The organism is Paenibacillus hamazuiensis, assembly GCF_023276405.1.
GTDB lineage: Bacteria > Bacillota > Bacilli > Paenibacillales > NBRC-103111 > Paenibacillus_AF > Paenibacillus_AF hamazuiensis.
Genome location: NZ_JALRMO010000001.1, coordinates 8,336,598 through 8,360,572, shown reverse-complemented (window position 1 = coordinate 8,360,572; position 23,975 = coordinate 8,336,598). Strand labels below are relative to the sequence as shown.

Sequence of the window (23,975 nt, the reverse complement as noted above, 5' to 3'; positions counted from 1 at the left end):
GAGGCGTACCGCAGCGCCCGCAGATGCTACACCCGGTGCCATCTGGCCACACGGCTGGACGCGATCGCTTCCGGGTCCTGCAGTTCGCGCTCCAGCACGTCGCGAAGGAAATACGGCAGGAAAAAGCGGATGTCCTTTCCTTCACGGAGCGACAAGTACCCGACGCCGAAGGTAAACATATCGATCGTGGCGACATCGTATTCGCGGTCCCGCTCGAGCAGCCCGCTTCCGACCGTGACGGAGCGGATTTTGCGGTAATCCGGCGCTTGCGGGTCATATTCGATCCGCATGCCGTCGACGCACAGCGTACCGAGGATTTTGCCGCGGAATCCGAAGCCAAGCAGCTGCTTATCCTGGTACTCCGGCACAAGCGATTCCTCGAGCGACTGCAGGATCAAGTCCCCGCGCAGCCGCATGCGGCACGTATTGATCGGCGACGGACAAATCCGCAGCAGCTCGGCTTCGCTGACGCTGCCGGCGTCCAGCCCTCCGAGCAGCTGCCCGGCGTTCACGAGGCCGATTTCGGCGCCGACCCATGCGCGGATGCCTGCCGCCAGCAAGTTGCCGAGCGCGGATTCGCCATGCCAGTCAATTCCGAGCGGCTCCTGCAGCGTGGCGACGCTGCGGCTCAGCTTCCGCATCGCGGCTTCGCCGTAAGCTTCGATGAGCGATACAATCCGCGGCGCCGGAGGGTAGTCCGCGATATCCCGGCAGCAGCCGGACAAAGCGGAGATGCGGCGGAGCTCCATGTCGAACTCGAGCTCCATCACGCCGACGTAACGGCCGTATTTGCCGGCGGCGCCGATGTACGTGCGGCGGACGAGCCGCGGGGTTTCCAGCAGATGGTGCGTATGACCGCCCAAGATGATGTCGATCCCTTCGATCTGCTCCGCCATCCGCTCGTCGTTTTTCAGCCCGAGGTGGGACATCACAATGAGCACATCCACCTGCGGGCGCAGCTCGCGGGCAAGCTCCGCGACTGTGGCGAAAGGCTCGCGAATGTCCCAGCCGAGCAGCCGGTAATATTCGGTGAAATAGGCGGTCACGCCGATCAATCCGATGCGGATGCCGGATTTCTCCACTATCCGGCAGGGTGCCAGCCATGAAGGCAGCTCCCCCGTCCCGGCCAGCGGCAAATTGCCGCAAACCGCCGCGAACCGCGCTCCGGCGTAAGTTTCCGCCAGCACTTCGCTCGAAAAGGTGAGCCCCTCGTTGTTGCCGAGCGTCACCGCGTCATAGCCGGTTTCGTTCAAAACCGCCACATTGACGGCGCCTTCCGTCCCTTCCGTCTCCATCCGCATCCGGTCCATATGGTCGCCGATATCCAGCACGAGTAGCCGGTCGCTTCCTTCCGCTTCTCTGCGCCGATCGATGAACGAGGCGATTTTCGGCATCTGCTCGAAATGGCTGTGAATATCGTTCGTATGGAGGATAACCAGCTTCCGCAGATCGCTCATGAGCTCCCCTCCTTCCTTTTCTCCTTTTAACTGCGGCGGGAAGCCTCTTCCCTGTAACCATTTACTTTTTCCTCAGCTGCTCGGGACTGAACGTATTTTTAAACCCGTAGGTCGCCTCTTCGCCAAGCGATTCGTCATATAAAAACCAAACGTGAACCACGCTTTTCACATTCAGGCATTCGCTGCTCCCATCCGGCACATACAGCCGGATCGGAAAGCCTTTCTTAAGCGGCGCCCCATCCTGTTCATATAAAAAAGCCGCGCTCCCGAGCTGCCCCCAAGGAATGCACGCCTGAAATTCGTCGGCCGCCTCCACCTTCATATGCGTCGGCCGCAGGTCTGCGGCGGCGTCCGCCTGCTTCTTCCGGGCTTCGTACCACGAAGCGACGTCGAACGCCCTGCCATAAGTTCCCGGCACCCGCTGCGAAAGCTCGATATGCTGCGGCGCCTGCGTCTTCAGCTCCTCGACGGAATAAACGCCGCCGCCGATTTTTTCATCCCCTATATGAATATTCACCGGTCGTCTTCCTCCCCTGCAAACATATGCCTATTATACCATTACCGTTTAAAAATATGGTATGCTTAAAAGAAAAGCAAGGGGGACGCCAAGTGAACGTTCAAATCCACCTTTTTGCGGGGCTTGCCGAAACGATCGGCAGCCGTCTGCTCACGCTCGAGCTGCCGGCCCCCGATATGACGATAGAGCAATTGAAGCAGCTGATCGCCGAGCGTTATCCGGATGCCGCGGAAGCGGTCCGGCAGGCGTTCGCCGCGGTAAACCATGAATATGCCGCCGGCGACAGGCTTATACGCGAGCGGGACGAGATCGCTCTGATCCCGCCCGTATCCGGGGGGTGAGCGGAGATGACGACAGCCGGTGAAACGATGTACGAGCTGACCTACGCCCCGCTTTCCGTCGAGCAAACGACGGCCAAAGTGATCCGGCCGGAACATGGGGCGGCGCTGAGCTTTACCGGCACGACGCGGGAGTTCACCCATGGCAAGCGCACCGTGCATCTCGAATACGAGGCGTACGAGCCGATGGCGCTGAAGACGATGGAGCAGATCGGCCGGGAAATCGCCGAGCGGTGGCCGGGAACGCTGTGCGCGATCAGCCATCGGCTCGGCAAGGTCGATATCGCCGAAATCAGCGTCGTGATCGCCGTTTCCTCCCCGCACCGCGCCGAATGCTACGAAGCGAGCCGCTACGCGATCGAACGACTGAAGCAGATCGTGCCGATCTGGAAAAAAGAAATTTGGGAGGACGGCTCGGAATGGAAGGGGCACCAGCTCGGTCCGTGGAACCCTACCGCTCCGGCCATCGACAACTAAACAGAAGGAGCCGTTCGCATATGGAGAGGATGGAAACCAAACCGGCTGCCGCCGACAGATATTCCCGGCAAATTTTGTTCGCCCCGATCGGGGAAAAAGGCCAGGACGCTCTGGCCCGCTCGCGCGTCGCGATCGTGGGCATGGGCGCGCTCGGCACCGTGCTCGCGAACCATATGGTCCGTGCCGGAGTCGGCTTCGTGCGCCTGATCGACCGCGACTTCGTCGAGGCGAGCAATCTGCAGCGGCAGATGCTGTACGACGAAGCCGATGCCGCCGCCGCGGCGCCCAAGGCGATCGCCGCGGCCGAGCGGCTGCGGCAGGCGAATTCCGCGGTCACGATCGAGCCGATCGTGCAGGACGTGAACGCGACAAACGCCGAGCAGCTGCTCGGCGATGTCGACTTGATATTGGACGGATCGGACAACTTCTCCGTCCGCTTTTTGATCAACGATGTGAGCGTGAAACGCCGCATCCCGTGGATTTACGGCGGCGCGGTCAGCTCCCGCGGCGTGTCGATGACGGTCGTGCCGGGGGAGACACCGTGCCTGCGCTGCATGTTCGGCCAGGCGCCCGCCCAGGGCACGACGGAAACGTGCGACACCGCCGGCGTTATCGGCGCGATCATCCATGTCGTCGCCTCGCACCAGGCGGCGGAGGCTTTAAAGCTGCTGGTCGGCGACAAGGCCCATCTCAACCGCAAAATGATGCACTGGGACCTGTGGTACAACCAATTTTCCGCCGTCGATGTGAGCGGCGCGCGCAAGCCGGCTTGTCCGGCCTGCGGCGAGCACCGCTACGATTACCTCGACGCGGAGATCGAAGGGGAAACGATCCAGTCGCTGTGCGGCCGCAACTCCGTGCAGATTCACCCGGTCCAACCTGTCCGGCTGCCGCTGGCGGAATGGGCCGAGAAGCTGAAGCCGCTCGGAACGGTGGAGCTCAATCCGTTTTTGCTGAAGTTTCACGTCAGCGATGAGATGAAGCTCGTCCTGTTCCCGGACGGCCGCTGCATCGTGCAGGGTACGGACGACATCACCGCGGCCAAAAGCTTGTACAGCCGCTACGTCGGGATGTAGCATTTTCACTCTGAAGGCTTTACGCTAAAAGGCCACCCTTTTCGCAGTCAGAAACGTCTTTTTCCAATAAGCTTTATTGATATTCGAAATTTGCACGCCGTTTTTCGGCGCAGGGGACGCATGCAGCATTTGCCCGTTCCCAATATAGATGCCGACGTGGCCGACGATTTTGTTCGATTTGAATCGGCCCGGCACCGCGAAAAACATCAAGTCTCCCTTGCGGAGGCTTTTTCTGCTTACCCACACGCCTTGACGCGCCTGGGCCCGGGCGGTACGGGGCAAATTAATTCCGAACTTGCCGAAGACGTAGCCGGTAAAGGTCGAGCAGTCGAAATACCCCGTTTTCGCATAAGACCCTGTGCCGAACTTGTATTGTACCCCCATATACTGGCGCCCTTTGCGCACTAACGCGTTTATATCGACGTTTTTGATCACGGGCACCGCATCTTCGTCCTGCCAGGAGACCGGAGTGGTCACCGGCAGCTCCTCGGGAACGTCCGTCACGGCCGCCGGCGCTTCCGCCGCATTTTCGTCCCCGCCTTTAAACGGATCGTTCGGGTCGTCGGCAAAATCCAGCTCGGCCGGGGCGACGCCATCCTCGTCGATGCGTTCCGCCACCGGATCGTTCGTCGCATGCACGATCATGCGATCGTCTGAAATGTCATAACTCATGTCTTCCTTGAACAAATCGGCCACCGCGCTGACGGGCAAATAAGCCGTATCCCCTTGCAGCACAGGGGCATTCGCGAGCACCACTTCGGCATCTTCCTTGCGCGCCTTGGTGGAATCCACGACGAGTTCGTAGGAGGCGTCGTTATCGCCTATGGCCAGCGTCTTCGTCGCGGCGTCCCAATCGGACTGGTACTGCAGCGTATCGACCAAATCCCGGGCGGACACGTATTTGACGCCCGCTATGGTGACGATCGGCAGCTCCTTGTCCTGCGCATCCAAAGCGCGGTAATCGGACGAGGGCGCCTGCTGCATTTTGATCTGCTCCATCTGCGACGGCGTCTGCTGCGGTGCCGGAACCGCCCCTTGCTTACCTGCACAAGCGGTGGTCAGGGCTAAAGATACAGCTGTGGAGAACATAATGATTTTGCGGCTTCTCGGATGCATAAGAAGTCTCCTTTATGAAGAGGTCTTCCCATAGCATGAGGAAAGCTTATCCGAAATATGCATGAATGCGCCGCGGGTGGTATAATAAGCTTTGGTAATAAAAGCCTGAAAGGATGGTCATTTATGGACTATTTGGACACAAGCGGCATACACGATCCTTATCATTCCCGCAGACCGAGAACCTCCGCAGCGGCTACGGCCGGCCTTGTGCTGGGCATTATCGCCATCGTCCTTAACGCGCTGCTGATCACGCTTCCGCTTGGCTTCGTCGCCGGAGTCCTCTCCCTCATCTTCAGCCTGCTTGCCCGCAAACGGTACCGTCTCGGCCTCGGCGGTCTGCTCGCATCCGGCGTTTCGTTTTTTATCGTGCTTGTCTGGCTGATCAGCTTGTTTGTGCCGCTTATGGCCGATCCGACGCTGGGTGTGCTCCAGCGTTAGACGATCCGCTTCAGAAATTGGGGTATTTCCGTTCTCCGCGCAGCACCGTAAACATTCCTGTCAGCAGGATTCCGGCACGCTTTTTCACTTGGCATGAACTTCAAGATTGACCGCGTCATTGAACATTTGATGACTAATGTCCGCTTCCGCATAAATGGTATTTTGGAATATCACTTTTGCATAACAGTGCTTCACACCCAGAACACTTCTCCAATGTTCCTGAACATAGCTGTTGATCAATTGCTTCTTTGAATATTCCGACAGCTGCTGAAATTGATTTAAGGAGTCCTTGGTCGGAAGCTCCAGGAACATGATCGCTTCTGTGATTTTTAAACCGTATGGATTTGAAGAGATGCCATCAATGACCTTTTGTTGAAACGCTTTTTTCAACCGGACGATGTTATATTGTTCATCTTTTTCATCCAGACCCGGTGCCTTATATTTTCCGTTTTCGAAATACCCGCTCGAGATGACCTTTCCGGAGGCGTCCGTTAATGTCCCCAGTCCTTCCGGTTTATTATTGTAAACCTCTCCCTCGTAAACTTCGCCGTTCTCGTAATACATTTTTCCTTTTCCCGTCTCGTTGTTATACTTAAATTCTCCCTCATAAGTCAGCCGGCCCTTCTCATCGTACATCTTGCCAAATCCGTGAGGAACATCATTAAAAAATTCGCCCTCATACAACAGCGATGCCTTCAGGTTGTACATTCTCCCCTTTCCTTGCTTTTTTCCTTTGTAAAACTCCCCGTCGTAAGTTACTTGTCCTTTGTAATAGATCTTTCCAAAGCCATGCTGTCGCCCCCCCTTATAATTCCCTTCATAAAGCAAACTGCCATCAAGGTAGTAACTCTTCCCCGCGCCTTCCTTTTCGTCATTAACATAAGTGCCTTCATACCAGAGCTTCCCGTTTTTAGCGTAAATCTTACCCAATCCTTCTCTTACCCCTTCTTTGAACTCACCGAGATAATAAGAACCATCATTAAATACTAATTTCCCCTGGCCATGAGGCAAATTGTTTACAAACTGTCCTTCATAATAGGATTGAGGACTGTCCGGATCATACTGCTTGCCTTGCCCTTCCATTTTATTGGATTTAAAATCCCCGACATACCAAACAGCGCCGTTATAGGTATATGTTCCTTTGCCTTCTTTCATATCGCCCTTGAGATCGCCTTCGTATTTCAAACCATTCGAATAGAGCATGTCATTCGTCTGGGAACGCAGCGTGGAGACAATGTCGATCGTTTTCGTATCGTTATCCCACAATACATTTCTGCCGGTGGCTTCCCCGATAAAACGCAAGGGAACAAACGTATATCCATTCATAATTTGTGCAGCTTTAGGCAAAATCTTTGTTTCTCCATTCACCTTTGCCTGCTGCTGATTGATAGTCAAGGATACGCTCCATTTGTCTTTTTTGCCCGAAACGGTTTGAGTATTCTCATCCCACGAAACTTGAAGACCGAGCCTTTCAAAAATCGGTCGAAACGGAACCATGGTCGTTCCATCGACAATCGTTGCCGGTTCGTCAAATTGGACAAGTTTCTTGTCAATGTAAACCGTAATCTCTTTCTCTTCGGCGTTAACAGCCGGAATGGAAGTGAAAATGACACAGGACATAAACAGGATGCTAATACTTTTCTTCACGAAAATCTCCCCTTATGTACTTGTTCGGATACTACCCGTTTATTTGGAGTCCGGAACCGGTTTCCCATCTTTGAACATTCCTTTGAATTTCACGGTTCCATCCGAATTATAAAGCGTACCTTGTCCGTTTCTTATTCCGTTCTTAAAGTAGCCTTCGTATGTGATAACACCGGACGGGCTGTATTGTTTGCCCATACCGCTTGCTTCATCCTCATGAAATTCTCCTTCAAATTTTAAGTTGCCGTCGGCATAAAACATTTTCCCTTTTCCTTCGAACAAGCCCTCCTTGAATTGACCTTCGTAGACCAACTTCCCATTTTCATTAAAAAATTTCCCTTGCCCGGAGCCAATCCCGTCAACCAGTTCCCCCTTATAAAAGGCGCCGTTGTTGTAGTAAAACGTCCCTGTACCTTGAATGGAATTATCGACCATCGTGATGCCGTCATACCAAAGCCTTCCATCTTCCTTGTACAGCTTACCGGAGCCGTTCATGAACCCTTTAGACCATTGCCCTTCGTAAAGCTTCTGCCCTCCCTGCCAATAAAGGGTGCCGGTGCCGTTGATTCGGTTATCTTTAAACTCCCCTTCAAAAACAAGCTTTTTATCGGCATAAAGTGTACCCCGCCCGTTCCTTTGGCCGTCTTTCATATCCCCGACATAAGTCACTTGCTTATCGGTATAATAAAGCGTATTTTGCATGTACGTAGCTACATCGTCTCGCAGAAAAATAGAGTGCTTTTTCTCGTCCCAGACTACATATTTATCCGCCGCTTCGCCAATAAAGCGAAGTGGAACAAACGTATTTCCATTCACTATCTTCGGCGCCAGGGCAAGATTCTCTGTCGCACTATTGAGTTTGGCGGTTGTGCTCCCGATTTGAAGTTCGATCGTTAAGTTATTCCGCGTCCCCTTCACCGTTTGCGTTTCGCCGTCCCAACTGACGGTTAAGCCCAAATTTTCGAATACGGGGCGAAACGGTACCATCGTCGTACCTTCTTCTATAAACGGTTGAACTTCAAACGAGATCTTTTCACCGTTGATAAAAACAGGGATCGCTTCATCCGCTTTGGTTACCGTCGGCGTACTCAAAATAAAAGCGGCGGCTGCAATTACAGCTGTGATCGACTTTTTCATTGGACATTTCTCCTTCTTGGATGTCGGTTTGAAGAGCTACCGTTTGATTTCCTGAATATCGATACCCAGAAACAGGCAGGTCGGCACGCCGACCGTAATGGCCATACGACAATACGACAGGCTTGCGGTTATTTCTACTTGCTCCTTGCCCCCCTCGACCTCTCCTCCCAAATGGATATCCCCTTTTAAAACGACAAAAAACAAGCCCATCCTGGTAACCCGGCTGCCATTCTTCGTAGTCTCGCTACTAACCGTAACGATCCCAAAGATTCAGGCCCGTGGCTTTGCGTCCCTCCCTTTCGGCGAGGTTTGCCTTTTTTCAGTTCGCTTGTTTAGTCTTATAGTTCTACGCATAGGAATAATTTCCTGCTTCATCTTTACGAAAATCCTAAAAAATTTATCGAGAATTAGGATATAAGATCGAATTTGAACGGGATGAGAGGCAGCGGCGCCTGTAAAAGATTGCTGCCCAAAGCCTTTGCACCTGTTTGATCTTCTCCCCAGCCGGGTTGTACTGGCTGATACATTTTCGTAAATATATAACCGGATTGTTTTGCACGTACAAAGATAAGGGGGTTATTCGGTACCGGGTAACCACCGTTTCTAAATCCAGGACTTGATTTGTTTGGACCTCGATTAATAGACGAGAAATTATTATCTTTGTTTTCCCAGAATAAATGGAATACTTTTGCCTTGCTTTCCTATGAGTAAAACCACCCTTAGGGAAATATTCCCTTACCTCTACCGTAAATTCTAATGGCCCGCCGCCCACTTGTTTATAAATCTTCAAACCCCATGACCTGTCAGCCATGATGCCTGCAGGAGTATTGGCGGGATGGTTTCGGAAAACATGGATTCGTCATTCCCATCCTTGGTTGTAAAGTTGAGATTCTTTCATTGTAATCTCCTGCATTTCACGCCGAAAGGCGCTTATAGCAGAACTTGTCGAACAGAGAGTTTTGGCCCCGGATTATCAAATCACTCTGCGGACTACATCTCTTTTTTTTCATTCTGCTTGTTTCTGTGGTTAATTTCTGAAATAGCCATTTTTGCGTCTTCGACAATATCTTGTCTAGGGTGGCTTAAATAGGTTTCTAGTAAAGGAAGATATTTCGCTTTACCAGAAAAACCAAGGCAAATGAACACAACTTCAAGATACTTATCATCAATATTTGAGATTTGATTAGCTAGTGGATCCCAATCGATCTCTTCCACAATATCATAAAAAGTAGCAGCACCACATAATGCATCAAATAACCCTTCTTTGATCGCCTCATCATCTTCTCTTAGAGAGTCATTCATCATTTCATAAACAACCAATTTTAGTGCTTCTCTATTGACATTGACTCTGTAGTACTCAAGATCGTCAGCAATTTCAGTAATTTTAGCAAGACGATGGTCCGGACGATCAGAATTACGAAATTCTTGATACATTTTCAAAATATCAATCATATTATCCCCCTAGTTGATATAATGGGCATCATCGGGCAACGCCGTGTCACTATTGACAACAACTTCACCTACGCCGCCCGGAATCCACGCAACCCTCGAATCATCGTCGATTGCATAATTGCCAGTAACATCGTAGCCGTGCACATCGGTATGAACAAGTCCATTAGAATGTCTTGCCTATCCAATCCACAAAATGGTATCATCTGTTTTAAAAGCTAAAGGCAATTCTTTTATAAGCAAATCAATCCTAGCGACCATATATTCCAAATCATTATTCTTAAGATTAGATTGTGCCCATATTCTCAATTTTTCTAACTCCAGAAGTGTAGATTCCAACTGCTCTTTTCTTAATTCTATTCCATTCTGAATCCCAGAAATTTGTAACTCCTCAATAGCAGGTTGCCAAAACTTTGTAAAGAATTCTTCGCGAGATATTGGCATTTCAAAACCTATTTCAAATGAATCATCCTCTGGATTCATTCTAAACACACTAACAGACATTTATTGGCCTCCAAACTGAGCTGAAAAATTATAGCTCGGATATTTGATTTGTAATTGATTAATCTCATTTTGAACCGCTGTTCTTAAAGCAGGAGTATCAGCATTTATCCTAAAAACATAGTTATTATGTTTTGAATATCGCTGACTGATGGAACACTTTGACTTCCATTTGTTGTAGGTCTGGTTGACTCAGCATTTTGAATGGTGTCAATTCTATTTACCGTTTTATTATAAATCTGCTTTTTCGCCCATTGTTGTTCTGTTTGTGGTACAGTCGGGTTCTCCATGTATAAACCAGAAGCGTTTTTATCCTCAAAAATAGTTTTACTTTTTAAATCAATATCATCTAATTCCGTTAACTGATTTTTGGGAGCAACAACTTCAACCCCTTTGAATTTACCCGTACCCTTAGGGAAACCAGCACTCTGAGCATCTCCGGCAACTGGTTTTTCAAATTTTCTCACTTCCTTAGAAGGCACTTCGCCCTTTTTGACCAGATCGTTCCAAGTTTTCGTCGCACCACTTTCGATAGCGGCTGTACGATTTATCATGATACTTGATTTAAAGATCGCATTTAGCTGTACCGCACCAAGTAATTCGCCAAACGACTGATTACTTAACTCTCGGTCAAGATCGGTTATCGTACGATTGTCAAGCATCGTCAATCGATACTCTAATTCTTGTAGCTGCTTGTGCCGCTTTCGTCCTGCATCGAGATGCGGTGCCCGCTTCGTCATTGATGTAAAGGATTCGGTCGCCGGTTTCCGCCACTGCTTTCTCTACGATGAAATTGCGGTTGTCGTAGCGGTACCCGCGTATGGCGCCCCATCCGGTCAGTCATGACGGTTACGTTCATGGCAAGATCATATTGGAAGCGGATTTCGCGGTTTGTGGCATTCGTCGTTTCCTTCAGCAAGCCGAAGGCGCCGTAGCCGTATTGCGTCACTTTGCCGCGGCCGTCGGTCATGTACAGCTTGTTGCCCGCTTTGTCGTAATCGTATGCCACAGCGACGCCGAGCGGGTCGGTCACCTTGATCAAACGGCCTGCCGCGTCATACTCATATGTGGACGTATTGCCCAAAGCGTCGGTTTCCTTGATCTTCTCCCCAGCCGGGTTGTACTGGCTGTATATTCTCGTAAATATAACCGAATTGTTTCGCACGTTCAAAGATAAGGGGGTTATTCGGTACCGGGTAACCTCGCAAAAAAAGAAACCTTGAAAGGCACAAAGCCATATCAAGGGTAAGTAAAATCATTAAAACATATTTGTAATATCATCCCATTCAACACTCGTTGGGAAATTCTCACCTTTCAAAAACGATTTGAATAAAAGGATCACCGTTTCTAAATCCAGAACTTGATTTGTTTGGACCTCTACTAATAAACCAGAAATTATTATCTTTGTTTTCCCAGAATAAATGGAATACTTTTGCCTTGCTTTCCTATGAGTAAAACTACCATTAGGGGAATATTCCCTTACCTCTACCGTAAATTCTAATGGCCCGCCGCCCACTTGTATATAACTTCCGTCTGCTTTTTTTCCATAACAGCATAAGAATTAGAAGAGCCATTAATCATTCTTAGATGATTAACTCAACTTTCGCATCTTGAAAATCTAACCTAAGCCAGATGTGGTGCGGTTTGCGGACGATTAATTCTTTGAATTGACAGAAAAAACACCTTTCGTTTGGTAAAATGGAAATTGTCCAGATCCCCATTCCAAACAGAAAGGTGCGTATCTTCATGGTACACCAGAACGCTCTGTCTGAAAAGAGTTTGCATCGAATTACATCGTTGTTTGTTACTTTAAAAATCGGCCACTTGCTGCGCCAGGCCGGCATTCGTAAGTCGTTCGGTATGCCAGCGCTGGAAGTTTTTCAGCTTCTGTTCACGCTTGTTTTCCAGCAGCGTAATTGGTATCGCCTGTTAGAGAGTGAGCGCTCCTCGGTGCCTGGCAAGGACGTCATCTATCGCTTTCTTAATCATTCCGGCTTTGCGTGGCGTAAATTCCTTCACAGCCTAAGTCTCTTGGTTGTTCGGCGCTTCGAATCTCTCATTTCAAGTTCTCGTACTCGCGTGTTTGTCGTAGACGATTCTGTTTTTGAAGCGAAATCGAAGCAAGAAAGCAGAACTGTTGGCTCGCGTTCATGACCATACGACTGGCCGATTCGTCCGCGGTTACAATATGCTCACGCTGGGTTGGTCGGATGGCTTCAGCTTTTCACCGATCGATTTTGTCATGCTCAGTTCCGCTAAGATCACCAACCGTTTTTGTGAAATAAAAGATAACTTGTCGAAACGGACCCAAGGATATAAGCGTCGCTTGGAAGCATTCACCCGTAAGCCAGATGCGGTCGTAGAATTACTCAAACGTGCGATTCGGGCTGGTTTTGCTGCTGAATTTGTGCTCATGGATAGCTGGTTTACGCAAGCGCCACTATTGCGAAGCCTTATGTCGGAAGGGCTTCACGTCATCGGGATGATCAAGGAGATGAAGCAGCGCTATGTCTTGGGTGAAGACCTCGTCACGTTGAAGGAGCTTTACCAAAGGCTGCCGTGATCGACCAAAACGGATGTACTCGGCTCGTTTCTTGTTCAAACAGCTTGTGGTCTGCCGATTCGACTCGTATTTGTGCAAAACCGTAACTGTCGTAGGGAATGGCTTGTTATCTTGAGCACCGATACCGAACTGAGCGACACGGAAATCGTGAGGATTTACGGAATGCGGTGGAGCATAGAAACCTTCTTTAAATTCACCAAATCCCATTTGAAGCTTGGGACGGAGTTCCGAGGCAGATCGTTCGATTCGCTGATTTGCCATACTACGATTGTGTTCAGTCGTTACTTGTTATTAGAATGGGAACGCCGTGCGAATCAGGATGCTCGTTCACTTGGAGGTCTCTTCTTCCTGTTTGCAGACGAAGTTCGGGAACTTGACTTCAAATCGGCGCTACAACAAATTGTGGTGTTCTTCTTGGAGTTGACCAAGACCAAGACCAATAGGGAGAGGTCTGCACTTATTAGTCAAGTCCAACAATGGATCGCTGGTTTGCCCAACTATATCAAGGGTTTACTGACTAATCTTAGCTGCGAAAGTTGAGTACTTAATTATATTCCCGCAGCCAACAACCCCTTCCGGATGATCGTCCAAACGCAAAAAGGCACCTGAATTCACTGTCACAGTGAAATTTCAAGTGCCGAAAGTTTACGAAGTTGCTCGCAGCCGCACAGGCTGTCTGCACGAAGATTATGACACACTCTCGTCTGGCGGTCAATCCTAATGATTAAACCACCGAACTTTGCGTCTGCGACATTCTTCTTCATGCTCCGGGAGTTTGTACACTCTGCCGTTAGAAAACGTCATCTCGACGTATTTGCATTGGTCGGAATATAGAAGCATGCTACACCTACCGTTACCCATAGATTCACATTAAACAATCACCTTCATGAGTTTCACCTAAAAATCACCATCATGAGTTCAATCGAAAAAATTACCATCATGAGTTCAATGTGCAGCACTGTAATTTTGCTGCATTCATCCTTCACTATCATATTAAATCTTCATGTTCATGAGTTGTTCGCAAATATTGTTGTTTGCGATATCGCGGCGGATAAAAAGAAACCTTGAAAGGCACGAGGCCAATCAAGGTCAAAATGAATACTAAGCAAAACTATCACTGGTCATGAATTATTTTGCTTAGTTCCTCTAAAATTAACGAACTTGTGTCACCATCTAGCTTTTTGATTGCATCTTTCAACAAGCCAGATGATGTTTGGTTTAATATTCTGATTGAAATTAGTCTTAACATTTCGTCATCATCTTCTAACTTTTGAAAAGATATTTCGTTTGCTAATTGTGGATTGATTTTTGCTAAGGATAATAGGGCTCTTCTTTGAACGTACTTATTACAATCGTTAGTTAAAATTATCAAGTACTTTTCCCATGCTTTATCCTGTTTTCGACCTATTAACTCAGCAATTTGCCATCTAGTATTAGATAAAGGGAATAAATGACCTTTCTCTATAATAATATTCAAGCTAGATTTACTTAATCGGTTTTCACATTCAGTAAGTATGGCCTCTTCTTCATTATCTAAAGCCATTACCTCTAGTATCAAATTTGTTTGAGATGTCTCACCAATTTCTAAATTGGCTATTGCAATACAAGTCAGTCTTATTAGTTCATTCCAACGGGGATACATGAACTCTTCTTTGTTAGTTTTTGTACCTAATAATTCATATTCTTTACTGCTTGTTCCAAGCCAACTCCAAAATTGCTTTAATTCACTTTCTAATGAATACGATATATCCATATAACACTTCCTTTTTACCATTATGGAAGGTACTGATTCGGGTCTACTGGATAACCGTGTATATTACCTTTACTATCCATATGAACTCGAACACCCGTTTCCCCGTTAGGTCCAACTGGTTCTCCTGCATCCCAAACTCTTACTTTATCAGAATTGCTTGTTGGTGTACCTTTCATCCAAGCTTCTTGAGTTAAGTCGACCCCATCCTGTCCCTCACCCCATGAGGACTTATTGGGGTCAAAATTATTATGTCCGGGAACATGCTTTCCTTGTTTGCCAGCATCAACTTTTGGTGCTCCTTCGACATTCCCAGTCACTGTACCTTGGTTTGGTAATTTCGGAGCATCATCCGTCTCCTCGGTTTGTTCCGCCTGATCATATACAACATGCGACGATTCTGGTTGAACAATAGGGTCTTTAATTGTAGTGGTTTCTTGAACAATAACCGGATCCTTTATTGTTGTTACCTTCTCATTCTCAGGGGTCGGTGTCTGTATTAATGGCTTTTCTTCTTCTCTAGTAATAGGTGTTACTTGAATACTGGGGATACTGGGTCCGGAAACAGTTATTGGTGTAATAAGAGTGATACCTTTTTTAGCCGCATCAAGTATCATATTACCTAATGATGACCAAAAACTGTTTTCCTTCAATTCATTCGGATTCTTGCTTAAATTAGACTGATCAAGTTGTACATAATTATTCACTTGATAGGCTAACATAGGTTGCCCATCCGAGACTGGCTTGCTAGCAGCTTTATCCTTCTTGTCCTCTTTAGCCTGAGCTTCCGCCTCTTTCGGATCTTTCGTCAGAGTTTTTTGCTCGTCGCTGCTTGAGCCCGAATCATCCGACTCGGAGCTTTTCGTCGAATCGGATTTGCTGCTGTCGCCGGAATTCGACGTATGCTCCCCGCCGTTGCTGGATTTGCCAGCTTCAGAATCCGTTGGGGGTTCTACGATTCCACCCGAGCCGTTGCGGATACTCTCCGCTCGCTCGTGAATAGCCTCTCGCTCTTCATCCGTGGTTGCATTGTAATAAGCTTCAGTCAGTTCCATAATCTTATCTTGCGCTTGCGGGCTTAAATTTTCGTCGCCTTCTTCCCAGTGCCCCGTCGGATCCTTGTACATCAGCGGATTATTCAGCACATACGTGTAGCGGTTCAACGATAACGGATCTTCGGCTTGCCCCGCATACGTATCCTCGGTGGTGAATCGTCCCGTATACGGATTGTAGTAACGCGCCCTTAGGTAATACAGCCCTGTCTCATCGTCGAAGAACTCCCCGGCATACCGGATGGCGTTGCCGTATTCCTCCACCGTTAAGGTCGGGTTGCCAAAGATGTCGTAATCGTACTGGTTCTCCACTTCTCCCGCCGCGCTTACGGTCTGCACGACGTCCCCATGTCCATTATACAGGTAATAGGATAGTTTTTCCGTACTATCTATCCGGGCGATATAGTTGATACCGCGTACGTAACGTACGATCACCTGATCCGCCGCATCGGTTTCTAGAATGACGTTTTGGCGATCGTAAAGATAATTCGTGACCTTCTCCGCATAGGCGTCTTTCGAGCTGCGCACGACCTTTTTCGTTCGCAATCCGTCGCCGTTGTACGTATAGTCTACCGTTACCCGGTCTCCGCCCTTGATCTTCTCCATCTGCTTCAACTGGTTAAAGCCGTCGTAGGTGCTGCTGACCTTTTCAATCAGGGTGTTTAATTCATCCGTAATCTCGTCGCCGTACAGGTTGCCCCCCATGACTTGTCTCATGCTGCGGGTGTGAGGATGGAGATAGGCGACCATTTGACGGATTTCGTTCCCGTTTGCGTCATACAGATAGTTGGTCGTTTTCTCGAGAAGCTGTTGTCCCGCCTCATCGTACATCTTTTCAACCAGCTTCAGCAGCTCGTTTGTGCTCGAGTACACATATTCGCTTTTCTTGAGCTTGTATTGTACTTCCGCTTTGGTGTTCGGGTCCATAAAACCGCTCGGCTGCACCGAGGTGTATGTTTCGTTCAGCGTTTGCCGGTTGCCGGACCGATCGTACGTGTACAGCGTCGTTTTGCCGGGAGCCTCGACTTTCTCGATGCGGCCTGACGCGTCGTACGTGTAGTTCGTTGTGCCGTAGCTGTCGGTTTTGGACGTTTGCCGGCCTGCGGCATCATACGTATAACTGTAGGACGAAATCGTGCTGCCGTCCGGTTTTTTGTTCGTTAAAGTTAACAGCTTGTTGTTCTTGTCGAAGCTGTATTCTTCGGTGACGCCGCCGTCGTAAGCGATCGACGTGCGGTTGCCGTTTTCATCATAGGAATATACCGTCTTCTTTCCCTGAAACAACACCGTTTCCACCCGGCTTAACTTGTCGTAGCTGTAGGCTGTCGTGACGCCGGTTTTGTCCGTTACCGATTCGATGTTGCCCAAGACATCATACGTATAATAGATCTGCGCGGCGCCGTCCTTGGCGATGCTCAGCAGCTGATTTTTCTTGTCGTAGGTGTAGCTGCTCGTTCCGCTGGCGTCGGTCATGGTAAGACGGTTGCCGGCTTCGTCATACGTATAACTTACGGAATCCCCGGTTTCCTTGACGTTTTTGCTCAGCAGCAGGTTCCGGTTGTCGTACGCGTACACGGTGTGATTGCCGATGCGGTCCGTCATTGCCGCTGCGTTTCCGGCCAGATCGTAATGGTAGCGGATCGACAGCCCTTCTGCGTTGGCCGTTTCCAGCAGCCATCCGAAGGCGCCGTAGCTGTAACGGGTGATTTTGCCCCGTCCGTCGGTCATGTACAGCTTATTCCCCGCATTGTCATATTCATACGTGACGGCCACTCCTAGCGGGTCGGTAACCCGGATTAAGCGGCCCGCCGCGTCGTAGGCGTAGGTGAACGTTTGCTCCAATCCGTTCGTTTCCTGCACCTTTTGTCCTGCAGCGTTATACTTTGTCTTGGTGACGGCATGTTCCGGATCGGTGACTTTGATGGCCCGGTTGCCCAAATCATATTCGTACAAAATCCCGTATCTGCCTTCATCCGTATCGGCGGACTTATAGCCCTTGGCATCGATTTTCTTGGCCACATTGCCGTTCGGATCGTAGATGAGATGTTGAATGACGACTTGATTCGGGTCCGTGACCGAAGACAGCCGGTTCAGCTTATCGTATTGGAACGTCGTGGCGTATCCCTTGGCGTTCGTTTCCGATATTTTATTACCTGCCAGGTCATATTGGTAGATCAACGTTTGCTGTTCCGGGTCCGTAACCGTGAGCACCCGGTTTGCGTAATCATACGTGTAGCGAGTCTCGAATCCGCGTTCGCTGCGTTCTGCGATTTTATTACCGACTTCGTCATAGCTGTATTGCTTGTACACTTCAGTCCCATTCCACTGACGGACGGATTTCTCCAACCGGTTTAAAGCATCGTACGTGAAAGTAAACGTGAAGGCATCCCGATTGGCCGTGTCTGTTGCCGGATAAGCGTACGCTCTCGGATCGATTTCCCGGATTTTATTGCCCGCCGCATCATAGGCGTATCCGGTGATGAGACGGATTTTGCCTGGATATTCGTTATCCCTCAGATCCGCGATAGAAGCGAAGCCGGCTTCAGGCGCGAAGCTACCTTCGTCGGCAAGCCGGATTCGCTGGATCATCCGGTTCTGGCTGTCGTACACGTATTTCTCGATATCCATAACTCCGGCGTCCCGCTGCTTCTCCAGCTTGATGACGTTCCCGTTTCGATCGTAATATTTCTTGCTGTATCCGCCGCCGTTATCTGATGTCGTATTTTGCAGGTTATTATCATAGTAAGTGTAAGTCGTCTCACGGATGAAAGATTTATCTTTGGAATCGGTGACGCTTTTCTTGAGCAGGTTGCCCAAAGAGTCGTACACATACGTTTCTACGGCATAGACGACATTGCCGCTGCCGTCAAGCTCTAAAGGCAGCCTCTTCTCGACCATTTTGCCGTTCGCATCGTATTTCATGAGCGTGGCGCTGCCCCGCTTATCTTTCATCAACACGACATTTCCGTTCAAGTCATATTTCGATTCGACTGTGAACCCGTACGCGTCCGTTACCGTCTTTTCCTTGCCGAATGCGTTATATGAGTACGTGGTCGTACTTCCTAACGGGTTGGTTTCCGATGTTTTTCTCCCCAGCTTGTCATAGCTGTAGCTGATCTTTCCTCCGTCGGGGTTAATCGTAAGAGCCAACGTTCCGTCCGGATTATAAGCATAAGTAGTCGTTATGTTTCTGGCATCCGTTTTAGTTACAAGGTTCCCCAGCACGTCGTAGGCAAACCTGGTGATGCCGCCCAGAGCATCGGTAGACTCGAGCACCTTGCCTAATCCGTCGTATACATAGGATGTCCCTGGGGAAGCGGCGACATCTCCGTTATACTGTACACCGTTGACGATTTTCTCGACTTGTCCCTTGCCGGTATACTTGATATACTCCAGACCTTGACCGTCAGGAGCGATAGTGGCCGTACGCCGGTTCATCGCATCGTAGACATAGATCATGCCTGCCAGCGTTTCCAGCAAAGCCGGAATATCCTTAGCCGGATCGTAGTCGTTCGGTGCGATCTGCTTGACGAGATTGCCCGCGGCATCGTACAAATACCTTATCGTCGCCGTTCCCCCGCCCGCGGCGGGAACAGATTTGCGAATAAGCTTATTCATCGCATCGTAATCGTATACCGTAGCTATTCCTTTGCTGTTGGTCTCTCTGACCAGATTGCCTTTAAGATCATAGCCGTAGGTAGTTACCGCCTTTAACGGGTCCGTCTTCTTAACCGGCCTTCCATCATAATCGTATTCGTAAAACGTCGCCTTTCCATAGGCATCCGCTTTGCTCTTGAGCTTGCCGTTCTTATAATAGGTGCTGGTTGTCGTTGCCTTGACGCGGTCCGCGTATACGTTGTCAAACTCGGCTCCGGCCAAGGAATCGATGCTCAGCCCGGATGTACGAACGAGCAGCGATTCTTTCGTCACGAGCGAACGTATATCGTACTCGAATCGCCTGACGTCATAGTTTCCTTCCTCTACCTTTTGCAGCTTGGCGATCATATTGCCGGCCCTGTCGTATTCCTGAATCGTTTCTCTTCCGAACGGACCGGAAATCCGGGTAAGTCTGCCGGCTTTATCATAGATATAATCGGTCTTATCCCCTGCTGACGTTTCCGACACATCGGCTCCATCAGACTGGGACGCTCTTTCAAGAAACGTTTCGCTGCTGATCAGGTGATTCGCCTCGTCGTAACGCATCCTCGTTACTTTATGATACGTATACCCTTGGTCCGAACGAATAAATTCTTTCTTCCACACTGGGTTCCCGGCAGGATCGTAGGCCATATATTTGGCATTCCCCGCCTGATCGACACTTTCGATTAAATCGCCTTTGGCGGAGTACCGGAACGTTTCGCTTGTCCCATCCGGATAATCGATCCGGTACGGCTTATCGAATATGGTCTGGAATGTCGTCGTGATTCGGCCGGCGCGGTCCTTTTTTCGAACCCAGGCTTTCCCCGTCAAATCATAATCGTAAGATTCGCTGTAACCGTCGGCGAATGTTTTCTCCTTGAGCAAGCCGTTCAAATAATAGGAATATCTTGTTACATTCCCAGCGGCATCGGTTTCGGTCAGCACATTTCCCGATCCGTCGTACGTGTAGCGATTGCTTACATTGTTTGTCCCGCCAGATGCGTTCAACGCAGCCGTTTGTGCCGATATGAAAGTGATCTTCTTATCGCTAACATCGTACTCAAACACACTGCCGATCGAATTTCTTGGCTCGCTTGCGTTATAACCTTCGCCGTCGGCTTCCTTGACGACGTTGCCGCGGCCGTCATATTCCTTGTAAACGACAGTTGTTCTCGCTGTTCCGTCAAAAACCGTCGTCTTCACCAAGCGATTCAGCGCATCGTATTTGTATTCCTTACCCGGTGCTTGCTCCGCTGTTTGTGTCGGGTATCTTGGATCGGTTTCTTTGATCAGATTCCCGGCCGCATCATACAGAGATTTGATCATATTCCCCAAGGGATCGACTTTGACAATCGTTCGGCCAAGTCCGTCGACCTTATACGAGGTCGTTGCATCCGCACCTTGAATCGTCAGAGTCTCTGTCAGAAGATTCCCTTTTTTGTCATATTGATACTGGGTTCTTTTCTCGCCGGAACTTCCTGCAAACGGTTCGGTTTTCAGGATAGGCTTATTCCTATAGTTAAACGTATAGGTCGTCGTATCCCAGCCGCTGCCATTGAAAGCCATCTCTTTTACAGTATTCCCCGCATAGTCCCGTTCGGTCCGCTTGAGATAACTGCCGTAGACGATTTCGCTGCCGCTGCCGTCCTGCTCCTTGTAGGCTCCCGTCTCTTCGCTTACTTTACCGGCGTAATCGTAACCGTAGGAGTATACACGAAACTTCGACTTATCCGCATCGGCGTACTGGACGACCTGGGTTTTGTTTCCGTTACGGTTGTACTGATTGCTGACGACAGCCGTTCTGGATTCATCCATTTTCGTCGCTTCTTCAATGACACGGTTCATGGCGTCGTAAGCATAGGAGGTGTCGGAAGACGGGGAATCGGCGCCTCCGATTATCCTTCCTTGCTTGGTATTCAAAACGTTTCCTGCCGGATCGTAAACATATGAAGTATAGATATAGTCCGCTTCCGCACCTTGCTTGTACAATTTTTTCCGGGATAATCTGCCTAATCCGTCATAAATAAATTCCGTGGTTTTGCCGTCCGGCTCCCTCTGAAGCGTAACCTTGTTCAGCGCATTGTACGTGTATTTCGTCTCCATCCCGAGGGCGTCCGTTTTGGTTATCAAACGCCCCAAGGAATCATAGGTAAATCGGGTCGTATGATTGTTCCCGTCGGTTTCGCTCAGCTTGTTGCCGGTATAATCGTACGTGAACAAGTTGGTATAAAATTGAGCGTTATCCGGCGTCCTTTCCGATTTGGTCAAGCGTCCCAATACATCGTAATAGAATCGTTCAATGTACCCTTCTTCGTCCGTAATCGTAACGAGCAGAGGCGTACTTTGTGCGTCGCCTATCGTGTAGCTGACCTTCATCGAGCCTTTATCCGTGATATCGTTTTCCCAGAAGCTCTTTTTGACGATTCGGTTTTTGCTGTCATACTCGAAACGAATGCTGTGTCCGTTGGCATCGGTTTCTTTCGTTTTGTTCCCTTTGGCGTCAAACTCAAACGATTTGAGTAATCTCCACGCTCCTCGATCGAATACGCTGTTTTTCAGCAAATTGCCCTTGATATCGTACTCATACGAAAATGCCGTTTTTTCGGGATCGGTGTATTGGATTTTGAAATTGGCATAAGGATTGTCTTCGTAGCTGTATTCCTTGATGCCGTTGTCCGGCAGCGTCGTTTTTACAAGACGGCCTACGGCATCATACTCGTAGGAAGTTCGGCCTCCCCTCGCATCGATTTCCGCCAAACGATTACCCGTGTTGAAATCGTAGGAGTACCGTTTGGCAATCTCTTGTCCGTCCAGCAGGCTGTACTCCTTGGTGAGGTAACCTCCCCTCATATCGACTCCATTTGCATCCGTACCGTATTCATAATACGTAACAAAGGAATCGCTGCCGGACATCGTTGTTTTTTTCGTCATATTGCCATAGCTGTCGTACAGATGCTCGGTCACCACATCGCCGCCGGCATTTACTTTGGTTGACCGGACGACGTTCCCTCTGCTATCGATGGAATAAATGACTTGGCCGGTGGTATCCTTATTTATTTTCCAGGTTTTCTGCGAAAGAACGTGGTACTTATCATAAGCATAGGAATAAATCACCGTATGCTCCGAATTGGTCGGATACCCGCTCGCATCCCTTTCCGCCTCAGGTCCCGTATAGTTTGTCAGGTTTCCGTATTCGTCGTAGCGCAAATTTTCGATTTTCTTCACGGGATTGCCGGTGACCTGACCGTTCACGACATTATACATGACGGTTTCCTGTTTTTTGACCAGCTTCATTTCATCCCGTTCCTGGGTGATGACTTCTTTATGCTCTTTGCCAAGCTTCTCTGTAACCAGCAGCTGATGCAATCCGTCGAAGATGTATTTTGTCGTATTCCCATTCGATTCGGTTGCCTCCGAGTAATACCTGAACGTGTCCCGTAGGTAATTGACGTCATTCCCTCTATATCCGTCCGTACCATAGCCGTTTGGTTCAACCGTATATTTATAGTTTGTTTTGTCCTTAACCTCTGTAATAAACCGCTCCAGGAAAGACGGCCGGGAAGCATCGAACCCGCTTTTTGACAAATCCGCAGATTCGAATATTTTGCGGTACTGCATCGTTCCGGAGCCAAGACTCTTAATGTACGTCTCGTAAGTATATCTTTTGATCCGGTTCGTTTTGCTGTAGTCCACCTGCACCAAATTTTCGTAATGATCGAATGCAGAGTAGTCGGTGTTGCCGGTAAACGTGTAACCAAGAGACGGCCGCTCGTACCAAAAATGGTATTTGGGCTTCCCGTCCGTATCGAACACACGCTGCAGCCGGGTCCGGATGACATGCTTGGAATAGCTGACAAGCAGCGCCGTTTTGTCATAAACGAGCTGTTTATCTCCGGGCAAATGAACGATAACCTGGAACTTGCCGTTCAGATCGCCTGAGTCTACATTATTCGGATTTTGGGACGTTTTATAAGATTCGTCGGCTCCATATTGTATGTTTGCGATTGGCCCCACTGTAAAGGAAGGGTCCTCTTTGTACTCTATGGTGGTAACCCTGCCCAACGAATCCGTGATTTGCGAGATCAACCTCTTGCTCACCGGTCGTCTGTCAATTTCGTAGGATAACGTCGCATACTCGAACTTGATCGTATTGCCATACCGGTCCATCATGGCGAGAATTCTTCCGTCATCGGCGAAATAAGTCTTCTTGCCCTCCTTCGTAGTCATTACAAATTTCGATGTTCCGTCGGATTGGCCGTTCGAATACTCCGCAGTCTCTCTAACCGTTACATCTTTAACCGTTTGCCCCTCGACGATATATTCGGACGGGTTTAAATAGGATTTGTTCAAGTAATACACATCGCCGCTTTCCGTATGCAAAAACTTCTGACTACCCTTCATTTCAATAGAAGGAAAGGAGAAACGCATGCCAATGCCGAGATTATACCGATCTTCATAAAAAGAAGATGTATAGTCTTCCGGGTAAGGGTAATCAACCCATGCGCCGTCAATGTATCTGACCTGCAGTCCTTCAAGATTGCTTGCGTTGTTTTTATAAATGCGCTTGATTTCCAGATCCATTCCGTTTCTGCCCGGCAGCACGTAATCCGTCTGCGATAATGTCAATTGGCCGCTCTGCGGGCTGATCTGTTCTTCCAGTTGGTTTGTTTTCAAATAAACCGGAGACAGCATCGTATCGTACTGCTCCTTGGGCCCGATCATATGGTTCATAAGATCTTCCACTGTTTCGGCGTGTGCCATACGCAAAGGAATAAGGAAGAAGAAAAAGCATACTGCCGCTACTCTATATATATGCCTCAC

General features: G+C 49.1%; 14 protein-coding genes, 2 pseudogenes and 1 riboswitch. Of the genes and pseudogenes, 4 read left to right on the top strand and 12 right to left on the bottom strand.

Annotated features, from left to right (window positions below; genetic code table 11):
* Positions 1-26 precede the first annotated feature (26 nt).
* Complete coding sequence (locus tag MYS68_RS36720; RefSeq protein WP_248930471.1) at positions 27-1,457, bottom strand: bifunctional metallophosphatase/5'-nucleotidase; 1,431 nt, start codon at positions 1,455-1,457, stop codon at positions 27-29.
* 61 nt (positions 1,458-1,518) lie between these two features.
* Positions 1,519-1,974: a hypothetical protein gene (locus tag MYS68_RS36715; protein ID WP_248930470.1), complete on the bottom strand. Its 456-nt coding sequence runs from the start codon at positions 1,972-1,974 to the stop codon at positions 1,519-1,521.
* Positions 1,975-2,066: 92 nt separating this feature from the next.
* Here MYS68_RS36715 and moaD point away from each other — a divergent pair.
* Together moaD and MYS68_RS36700 are read left to right on the top strand one after the other, a co-directional pair.
* A pseudogene (moaD, locus tag MYS68_RS38775) lies at positions 2,067-2,789 on the top strand (molybdopterin converting factor subunit 1).
* Positions 2,790-2,809: 20 nt separating this feature from the next.
* Entirely contained in the window at positions 2,810-3,865 is a 1,056-nt protein-coding gene (locus MYS68_RS36700) for a ThiF family adenylyltransferase (protein WP_420852188.1), read from the top strand.
* A gap of 24 nt (positions 3,866-3,889) precedes the next feature.
* Here MYS68_RS36700 and MYS68_RS36695 read toward each other — a convergent pair whose 3' ends face one another.
* Positions 3,890-4,981 (bottom strand): C40 family peptidase, encoded by a 1,092-nt coding sequence (locus MYS68_RS36695; RefSeq protein ID WP_248930467.1) that lies wholly within the window; start codon positions 4,979-4,981, stop codon positions 3,890-3,892.
* Positions 4,982-5,104: 123 nt separating this feature from the next.
* Between MYS68_RS36695 and MYS68_RS36690 the strand changes: the two genes are divergently transcribed.
* The gene (locus MYS68_RS36690; RefSeq protein ID WP_248930466.1) at positions 5,105-5,419 is read left to right on the top strand and encodes a hypothetical protein; all 315 of its coding nucleotides are present in this window, start codon (positions 5,105-5,107) and stop codon (positions 5,417-5,419) included.
* 84 nt (positions 5,420-5,503) lie between these two features.
* Here the strand turns inward: MYS68_RS36690 and MYS68_RS36685 are convergent, their stop codons facing one another.
* The 7 genes from MYS68_RS36685 to MYS68_RS36660 form a co-directional block, all read right to left on the bottom strand.
* Positions 5,504-7,066, bottom strand: a complete 1,563-nt coding sequence (locus MYS68_RS36685) for a stalk domain-containing protein (protein ID WP_248930465.1) — start codon at positions 7,064-7,066, stop codon at positions 5,504-5,506.
* A 39-nt stretch (positions 7,067-7,105) separates the two neighbouring features.
* A complete protein-coding gene (locus MYS68_RS36680; RefSeq protein WP_248930464.1) occupies positions 7,106-8,200 on the bottom strand; it encodes a stalk domain-containing protein in 1,095 nt (364 codons plus the stop codon).
* 36 nt (positions 8,201-8,236) lie between these two features.
* Entirely contained in the window at positions 8,237-8,371 is a 135-nt protein-coding gene (locus MYS68_RS38770; RefSeq protein ID WP_275983645.1) for a hypothetical protein, read from the bottom strand.
* A gap of 39 nt (positions 8,372-8,410) precedes the next feature.
* A riboswitch (cyclic di-GMP riboswitch) is annotated at positions 8,411-8,524 on the bottom strand.
* Between the two features lie 666 nt (positions 8,525-9,190).
* Positions 9,191-9,652, bottom strand: coding sequence for a hypothetical protein (locus tag MYS68_RS36675; protein ID WP_248930463.1), 462 nt, complete (start codon positions 9,650-9,652; stop codon positions 9,191-9,193).
* Positions 9,653-9,829: 177 nt separating this feature from the next.
* A complete protein-coding gene (locus MYS68_RS36670; RefSeq protein ID WP_248930462.1) occupies positions 9,830-10,153 on the bottom strand; it encodes a hypothetical protein in 324 nt (107 codons plus the stop codon).
* A 104-nt stretch (positions 10,154-10,257) separates the two neighbouring features.
* On the bottom strand, positions 10,258-10,812 hold the full coding sequence (locus MYS68_RS36665) for a hypothetical protein (protein WP_248930461.1): 555 nt from the start codon (positions 10,810-10,812) through the stop codon (positions 10,258-10,260).
* A 74-nt stretch (positions 10,813-10,886) separates the two neighbouring features.
* Positions 10,887-11,321: a hypothetical protein gene (locus MYS68_RS36660; RefSeq protein ID WP_275983644.1), complete on the bottom strand. Its 435-nt coding sequence runs from the start codon at positions 11,319-11,321 to the stop codon at positions 10,887-10,889.
* Between the two features lie 575 nt (positions 11,322-11,896).
* Here MYS68_RS36660 and MYS68_RS36655 point away from each other — a divergent pair.
* Positions 11,897-13,253, top strand: a pseudogene (locus MYS68_RS36655) (IS4 family transposase).
* A 574-nt stretch (positions 13,254-13,827) separates the two neighbouring features.
* Here MYS68_RS36655 and MYS68_RS36650 read toward each other — a convergent pair.
* A complete protein-coding gene (locus MYS68_RS36650) occupies positions 13,828-14,466 on the bottom strand; it encodes a HEAT repeat domain-containing protein (protein WP_248930460.1) in 639 nt (212 codons plus the stop codon).
* A gap of 20 nt (positions 14,467-14,486) precedes the next feature.
* Positions 14,487-23,975, bottom strand: a complete 9,489-nt coding sequence (locus tag MYS68_RS36645) for an RHS repeat-associated core domain-containing protein (RefSeq protein WP_248930459.1) — start codon at positions 23,973-23,975, stop codon at positions 14,487-14,489.

What these genes read in the sequence shown, in the direction of transcription:
- MYS68_RS36700 (WP_420852188.1), top strand. Translation starts at nt 2,810, where the DNA reads ATGGAGAGGATGGAAACCAAACCGGCTGCCGCCGACAGATATTCCCGG.
- MYS68_RS36650 (WP_248930460.1), bottom strand. Translation starts at nt 14,466, where the DNA reads ATGGATATATCGTATTCATTAGAAAGTGAATTAAAGCAATTTTGGAGT.
- MYS68_RS36680 (WP_248930464.1), bottom strand. Translation starts at nt 8,200, where the DNA reads ATGAAAAAGTCGATCACAGCTGTAATTGCAGCCGCCGCTTTTATTTTG.
- MYS68_RS36720 (WP_248930471.1), bottom strand. Translation starts at nt 1,457, where the DNA reads ATGAGCGATCTGCGGAAGCTGGTTATCCTCCATACGAACGATATTCAC.
- MYS68_RS36670 (WP_248930462.1), bottom strand. Translation starts at nt 10,153, where the DNA reads ATGTCTGTTAGTGTGTTTAGAATGAATCCAGAGGATGATTCATTTGAA.
- MYS68_RS36690 (WP_248930466.1), top strand. Translation starts at nt 5,105, where the DNA reads ATGGACTATTTGGACACAAGCGGCATACACGATCCTTATCATTCCCGC.
- MYS68_RS36665 (WP_248930461.1), bottom strand. Translation starts at nt 10,812, where the DNA reads ATGCTTGACAATCGTACGATAACCGATCTTGACCGAGAGTTAAGTAAT.
- MYS68_RS36695 (WP_248930467.1), bottom strand. Translation starts at nt 4,981, where the DNA reads ATGCATCCGAGAAGCCGCAAAATCATTATGTTCTCCACAGCTGTATCT.
- MYS68_RS36675 (WP_248930463.1), bottom strand. Translation starts at nt 9,652, where the DNA reads ATGATTGATATTTTGAAAATGTATCAAGAATTTCGTAATTCTGATCGT.